Source organism: Actinomycetota bacterium (genome assembly GCA_030774015.1).
GTDB lineage: Bacteria > Actinomycetota > UBA4738 > UBA4738 > JACQTL01 > JALYLZ01.
Genome location: JALYLZ010000180.1, coordinates 1 through 6755, shown reverse-complemented (window position 1 = coordinate 6755; position 6755 = coordinate 1). Strand labels below are relative to the sequence as shown.

General features: G+C 69.0%; 9 protein-coding genes. 7 read left to right on the top strand and 2 right to left on the bottom strand.

Annotation, left to right across the window (positions count from 1 at the left end; all coding sequences use genetic code 11):
- Positions 1-66 precede the first annotated feature (66 nt).
- The gene (locus M3Q23_17860) at positions 67-1314 is read right to left on the bottom strand and encodes an adenylate/guanylate cyclase domain-containing protein (GenBank protein ID MDP9343916.1); all 1248 of its coding nucleotides are present in this window, start codon (positions 1312-1314) and stop codon (positions 67-69) included.
- Positions 1315-1615: 301 nt separating this feature from the next.
- Between M3Q23_17860 and secE the strand changes: the two genes are divergently transcribed.
- The 7 genes from secE (at position 1616) to M3Q23_17825 (ending at position 6340) form a co-directional block, all read left to right on the top strand.
- Positions 1616-1906 carry a preprotein translocase subunit SecE gene (gene secE, locus M3Q23_17855; GenBank protein ID MDP9343915.1) on the top strand — a complete coding sequence of 97 codons (291 nt, stop codon included), beginning with the start codon at positions 1616-1618 and terminating at the stop codon, positions 1904-1906.
- Positions 1907-1959: 53 nt separating this feature from the next.
- A complete protein-coding gene (nusG, locus tag M3Q23_17850) occupies positions 1960-3066 on the top strand; it encodes a transcription termination/antitermination protein NusG (GenBank protein MDP9343914.1) in 1107 nt (368 codons plus the stop codon).
- Positions 3067-3133: 67 nt separating this feature from the next.
- Positions 3134-3580, top strand: a complete 447-nt coding sequence (gene rplK, locus M3Q23_17845; GenBank protein ID MDP9343913.1) for a 50S ribosomal protein L11 — start codon at positions 3134-3136, stop codon at positions 3578-3580.
- Positions 3577-4290, top strand: a complete 714-nt coding sequence (gene rplA, locus M3Q23_17840; protein MDP9343912.1) for a 50S ribosomal protein L1 — start codon at positions 3577-3579, stop codon at positions 4288-4290. The genes rplK and rplA overlap by 4 nt, the downstream gene beginning before the upstream one ends.
- Before the next feature lie 79 nt (positions 4291-4369).
- Positions 4370-4630, top strand: coding sequence for a ribbon-helix-helix domain-containing protein (locus M3Q23_17835; GenBank protein MDP9343911.1), 261 nt, complete (start codon positions 4370-4372; stop codon positions 4628-4630).
- Positions 4627-5004 (top strand): type II toxin-antitoxin system VapC family toxin, encoded by a 378-nt coding sequence (locus tag M3Q23_17830; protein ID MDP9343910.1) that lies wholly within the window; start codon positions 4627-4629, stop codon positions 5002-5004. The genes M3Q23_17835 and M3Q23_17830 overlap by 4 nt, the downstream gene beginning before the upstream one ends.
- Before the next feature lie 46 nt (positions 5005-5050).
- Complete coding sequence (locus tag M3Q23_17825) at positions 5051-6340, top strand: 6-phosphofructokinase (protein MDP9343909.1); 1290 nt, start codon at positions 5051-5053, stop codon at positions 6338-6340.
- A gap of 7 nt (positions 6341-6347) precedes the next feature.
- Here M3Q23_17825 and M3Q23_17820 read toward each other — a convergent pair whose 3' ends face one another.
- Entirely contained in the window at positions 6348-6617 is a 270-nt protein-coding gene (locus M3Q23_17820) for a DUF4164 domain-containing protein (GenBank protein MDP9343908.1), read from the bottom strand.
- Positions 6618-6755 lie beyond the last annotated feature (138 nt).

Below are 6755 nucleotides of genomic sequence, written 5' to 3'. Positions count from 1 at the left end.
GCCCCGCTCCGTGTCAAGGCCGTTGGGGTCCCAGTTTGACTGGGTCGCGTGGGGCCGAGGCTCGCTCTAGTCGAACTGAGACACACCGCGACTCGTCCCCAACTCCATCGACGTGGACGCGTCGCCGGCGGCCGGGCGACCGTTCTTGGGGCCCAAGAGCAGGTACGTTCGCATCGGCCCCTTCCCCTTGACGTCGAGGATCCCGCGATCCTCGAACTCGAACGTGGAGGCCAGATGCATCTGGGCGCGCTCGGTCACGTGGATGGCGCCTGGGACCCCGTGGGACTCCATCCTGCTGGCGGTGTTCACGGTGTCCCCCCACAGGTCATAGATGAACTTCCTGCGCCCGATGACACCGGCCACGACGGGACCGACGTCGATGCCGATCCGGAGCTGGATCGAGCCCATGGATTCGACCGCGCCCTGCATCCCGAGAGCCATGCGGGCGAGCTTCTGGAGGTGGTCCTGGCCTCCGCCGAGGAGGCCTGAGGCGACCATGTATGCGTCCCCGATCGTCTTGATCTTCTCCAGCCCGTGCTCAGCCGCGAGGCCGTCGAAGACGGTGAAGACCTCGTTCAGCAGCCCAACGATGTCCTCCGGGGCCATCGTCGCGGACAGCGGCGTGAACCCGGCGATGTCTGCGAACAGGACTCCCACCTCAGGGGAGCCGTCGGCGATGAGGGATTCGCCGGACTTCAGCCGCTCGGCGATGGGTCCGGGCAGGACGTTCAGCAGCAGCCGCTCCGACCGCTCCCGCTCCGCGGCCACCATCGCGGCCGCACGGTCGCGCTCCGTGACGAAGTAGTGCAGCAGGAGGTAGCAGGTCCCGGTCACCCCGAGCACGTTGAGGGCGAAGAACGAGATCCGGATCCAGTGCGGGATCTCCCCGGTCTTGTTCACCAGGAACGGGTCGAGGGCAACGCACAGGGCGACCACCGCGAGGAAGGCGGCGAACCACCGTGCTGCCTCCTTCCGTCCCGAGAACAGCAGGGCGCCGAGGGGGGCCGTGAACGACCACAGCACGACTCCGCTCGATGCCACGAAGCCGCCGAGGCTGAGCTGTAGCAGGAACGGCAGCATGAGGCTCAGGGCGAGCTCGCTAGCCCGGAAGAACCGGTACCGCTTGGTCCTGGCGAGCACGACGAGGTTGACGACGGAGACGACCTGGTAGGCGAACGGGATGATGGCCGACAGATACAGGCCGAGCGCCCAGTACGTCCCCACCCACACGACCGCGAGGGCCGTGATGACGGCCGCCGAGAGGACGAGGGTCTCCTTGCGGAGGGCTTCCTCCCGGGAGTCGCTCGGGAGCACCCCGATCCTGGCGAGGCGGTCGAGCCGGCTCCGCCAGCCTTCGGACGCTGGTGCTTGCACGCGCGCTAGTGAACCTTGCCCGGCCCGCAGGTGCAATCGCTGGCGCTGGCATCGGTCGCATCGTGGGACGGGCCAATCACTGGACCCCCCCACGGTCCCCACTCGGTGTCTTTGCCGGAGCCGCCCGCGGTGCCTATACTAGCCCGGACGGTGGGTCGTCCCCCACCGGCGTGAGCGCGAGCACGAATCCCGGTACCGGCCAGTGCGGATGCGAGCCGGTTCGGCGCGCTGAGGGAGTGAGATGAACAGGCAGACCAAGCGGTTGATGGCGAGGCAGCAAGCTGCGACCGAGCGTCGGACCACCCCGACGCCGGCCCGGCGGCCCGCGGCCCAGGAGCGGAAGAAGCGTGTTCCGGCCCGCCAGTTCCTGAAGGAGGTTCGCCAGGAGCTCAAGAAGGTGAACTGGCCGACGCGCCAGGAGCTCATCGCCTACTTCGTCGTCGTCCTGGTCTCCGTCGTCGTGCTCACCTCGCTCGTGTTCGGACTGGACTACTTCTTCTCGAAGGCCGTCCTGCGGGTCTTCGGGGGCTGAGCCGGTCGTAAGCTGGACTTTCGATGATGGATCACGTTCCCGAGAACTCAGGCATGACCGAAGACGCCTCGGATGAGGCGGCGACAGGCTCGCCGATGGCCGAGGCGGGCGTGAGCGTGCCCACCTCCGAGGAGCCGCGCGAGCCCGAGGCTGAGTCCGATCCGGTGGCCGAAGTGGATCCGGAGGCCGCTGTCGAAGCGTCGCCGCCGGTCGAGGTGGAGCCGATGGAGGAGCCCGTGTCCGAGGGCGTCGAGGCCCTGGACGTCCCGGAGGAGCCGCCCCTCACCGAGGTGGACGAGGACGAGCGAGAGGCGTTCGGGGAGATCCCCGCCGAGCCGGTCCTGGAGGCCCCCACCGGGGTGGAGGACGAGGCCACAGAGGAGCCCCTTCCCGAGCCGGACGCCACCCCCGAGCCGGAGATGGAGACCCCCGGCGAGGACGGCGCGGAGGCCGTGGACGTGATGGGCGAGGCGGAAGTGGAGCCCGTGGCCGAACCCGAGCCTGAGCCGGAACCCGAGCCTGAGCCGGAACCCGAGCCTGCGCCGGTGCCCACGCGGAAGTCCGAGGCTGCGCCCGCTCCGGAGGCCGAGGAGGAGGTTCCCGGCCGGCGGGACCCGTTCCGCGGCCCGGGCGACTGGTACGTGGTCCACACCTACGCCGGCTACGAGAACAAGGTGAAGGCCAACCTGGAATCGCGCATCCACTCCATGCAGATGGAGGACAAGATCTTCGACGTCCACATCCCCATGGAGGACGTCATGGAGATCAAGGGCGGGAAGAAGCAGGTGGTCCAGCGGAAGGTCTTCCCGGGCTACCTACTGGTGAAGATGATCTACGACAACGACTCCTGGTACGTCGTGCGGAACACGCCGGGCGTGACCGGGTTCGTGTCGTCGGGGACCGGGACCAAGCCCACGCCGCTGTCCCGCCGGGAGGTCGAGAAGATCCTGGCGGTGAAGCAAGAGACCGAGGCGAAGCCGTCCTTCCGCCTGGAGTTCGAGGAGGGCGACACGGTGCGGATCATCTCGGGGCCGTTCGCGGACTTCAACGGCACCATCAGCGAGATCAACGTGGACCAGAGCAAGCTGAAGGTCCTGGTGAACATCTTCGACCGGGAGACGCCGGTCGAGCTCGGCTTCGACCAGGTCGCCAAGGTCTAGGCGAGCAACAGCAACGACGACAGCGGGAGGCCGAACCGGCCGCTTGGACCGCAGGAGGTGGATGGAAATGGCAGACGGCGATCGCCGACCCCGCAAGAAGGTCCTGGCCATGGTGAAGCTCCAGATCAAGGCCGGCCAGGCCACCCCCGCGCCGCCCGTGGGCACCGCCCTCGGCCAGCACGGGGTGAACATCATGGACTTCTGCCGGCAGTACAACGAGGCTACGCAGCAGTTCGCCGGCCAGGTCATCCCGGTCGAGCTGACCATCTACGAGGACCGCACGTTCTCGTTCGTCACCAAGCAGCCGCCCGCGGCTGAGCTGCTGAAGCAGTTCGCCGGCCTCGAGTCCGGTTCGGGGGAGCCGAACCGGAACAAGGTCGGCACGGTGACGAGTGACCAGGTCCGCCAGATCGCCGAGCGCAAGATGGTGGACCTCAACGCGAACGACGTGGATGCCGCCATGAAGATCATCGCGGGCACCGCGCGGAGCATGGGGATCGAGGTGCGGGCATGAACGCCGGGAAGCGCTACCGCGAGGCCGTTACCAAGGTCGACCGCGACCGGGCCTACCTGCCCGGCGAGGCCCTCCATCTGATCAAGGATCTTCCGGCGGCGAAGTTCGACGAGAGCGTGGAGCTCGCGTTCCGGCTGGGCGTGGATCCACGCAAGGCCGACCAGATGGTCCGGGGTACCGTCTCGCTCCCGCACGGGACCGGCCGCAGCGTGCGCGTGGCGGCGTTCGCGGTGGGCGACAAGGCTCGGGAGGCCCGCGAGGCCGGCGCCGACCTGGTGGGCGGCGAGGAGCTGGTCGAGGAGATCCTGAAGGGGAACATCGACTTCGACGCCACGGTGGCCACCCCCGAGATGATGCCGGCGGTCGGCAAGGCCGGCCGGGTCCTGGGGCCTCGCGGCCTCATGCCGAACCCCAAGGCGGGCACGGTGACCCAGGACATCGGCAAGGCCGTCCGCGACATCAAGGCCGGCAAGCTGGAGTACCGGGTGGACCGGCAGGGGAACGTGCACCTCGTCATCGGGAAGCGTTCCTTCGACGAGGAGGCCCTGGCCGAGAACTACCTGGCGGTGGTGGACGAGATCCTGCGGGCCAAGCCCTCGGCCGCGAAGGGGAAGTACGTCAAGACCCTCACGGTGTCCACGACCATGGGCCCGGGGATCCACATCGACCCCGCCCGGCTCCGCGAGCTCGAGGCCGCGGCCACCGCGTAGCCTCTCGACCGCCCGACCCCTGCAAGAGCCGCGCTCTGGCTGTGGCTGGGTGCGACACATAGCGGTGTATAGTGGTGTCGTGGGTCGCACGCAGGTCTATCTGGGCGACGAGGAGCTCGATCTGCTCGACCGGGTGGCACGCGCCACGGGCGCCTCCCGCTCGGAGTTGATCCGCCGGGCCATCCGGAGCACGTTCGGCCAGACCACGAAGGCGGAGAAGCTCCGAGCCCTCGACGAGAGCGCCGGCTCGTGGAGCGGCAGGTCCTTCACCGGCGCCGAATACGTGGATGCGGTGCGCGGTGACCTGGACGAGCGCCTGCGCCGCCTCGGCCTCGGGTGAAGCTCCTCGACACCACCGTCGCGATCGACCACCTGCGCGGCGCCGAGTCGGCCGTCATGCTCCTGAGGCGTCTCGTCGACGAGGACGAGATCGTCGCGGCGAGCGAGGTCGTTCGCTTCGAATTGCTGGCCGGCGTCAGGGACGAGGAGCTGGACACGCTGGAGCAGTTCTTCTCCGCGATCTGGTGGGTCCCCGTCGACGATGCGGTCGCCACGACCGCAGGCTCGATGGCCCGCAGGCACCGAAAGGCCCTCGGCGGGATCGATGACATGGACTATCTCATCGCCGCGACCGCGCTCGTCCTGGATGCGGAGCTCCTGACGACCAACGTGCGCCACTTCCCGATGATCGACGGCCTCGCCCCTCCCTACTGAGATCCGGGGTTTCCCACCGCGACCCGACCGGTCCTATGCTGCCCTCGTGGGCGTGAAGCTCGGGATCCTGTGTGGTGGGGGGCCCGCTCCCGGCATGAACTCCGTGATCTCGGCTGCCACCATCGAGGCCGTGAACTCGGGGTGGGAGGTCCTGGGGCTCCAGGACGGGTTCGAGCACCTCATCAAGGGCTCCGGCGACCACGGGCGCCCGCTCGGCATCACGGACGTCTCCCGCATCCACGTGCTGGGCGGCTCCGTCATCGGGACGTCCCGGGCCAACCCCACGATCAGGGACGAGGGTGCGGATGACCCCGACTGGCGCCTCCACAACTGCCTCCGCGCGCTGGAGCAGCTCGGCGTGGAGGCGCTGGTCACGATCGGTGGCGACGACACGGCGTTCTCCGCGCTCCGGCTGGCGGAGGCGGCGGGGGGCAGGATCCGGGTGGCCCACGTTCCCAAGACCATCGACAACGACCTGCCGTTGCCGGGCGGCATGCCGACGTTCGGGTTCCAGACCGCGCGCCACGTGGGCGTGGAGCTGGTGAACAACCTGATGACCGACGCCATCACCACGAAGCGGTGGTACCTGGTGGTGGCGATGGGGCGCTCGGCGGGGCATCTGGCCCTGGGACTCGGCAAGGCGGCGGGCGCCACCCTCACCATCGTGGCCGAGGAGTTCCCTCGCGACCAGCCCATCCGGCTGGACCACCTGGTGGACATCGTGGAGACGGCCATGCTGAAGCGGATCGCCCATGGCCGGCCGTTCGGCGTGGCCATCCTGGCCGAGGGGATCGGGCTCCGGCTGACGGAGCAGGACCTGGCCGCGGCCATGCCGGAGGTGGAACGCGACGAGCACGGCCACATCCGGCTGGCCGAGCTGGAACTCGACCGGGTGCTGTCGAAGCTCCTGAAGGAACGGTTCGCGAAGCGGGGGAAGAAGGTCACCGTGGAGGGCAAGAACATCGGGTACGAGCTCCGGTGTGCCCCGCCCATCCCGTTCGACATCGAGTACACCCGCGACCTCGGGTACGGGGCCGTGGACTACCTGAAACGGGCCATCCAGGACGGGCAGGGCGAGCCCGGCGCCATGATCACGCTCCAGGAGGGCCACATGGTCCCGCTGCCCTTCGGGTCGTTCTCGGACCCGGAGACCGGCCGCGTCCGGGTCCGGGAGGTGGACGTCTCCAGCAGCTCGTACCGGGTGGCCCGCGAGTACATGATCCGGCTGGACCGCGAGGACCTGGAGGACGGGGACAGGCTCGGGCCGATCGCGGAGGCCGCGGGGATGTCGCCGGAGGCCTTCCGGGACCGCTTCGGCTACCTGGTGGGGGAGTAGGCGGGAGTCAGCCCGCGTGCCGCTCGACGTGGGCGTCGATGCGTGACTCGACCCGATCGAGGCGCATGTCGAGTCGGTCCAGTCGCCCACCGAGGTCGGCCCCGAGGGCGTCGATCCTGGCATCCAAGCGGGCGCCCAAGGCGTCGATGCGGCCGTCGACCCTGGCGCCGAGCGCGTCGATCTTGGCCCCCAGGTTGTGAAACGCCGCGACCAGCGTTGCCACCAGCACGCCGAGCGTCGCCGCCAGCAAGCCGATCGCCGCCCACGCCACCGCCATCTCGACCAGACCTTAGGGATCGGAACGGAATAAGCTGAGTGTTAGGTGATTCCGGTGTAGCCTGTCCGCGTGGCGGCACCCGAGCTGGCCGTGGGCGAGATGGTAAAGGTACTGGCCCCTCACCTGGACGAGCGTCAG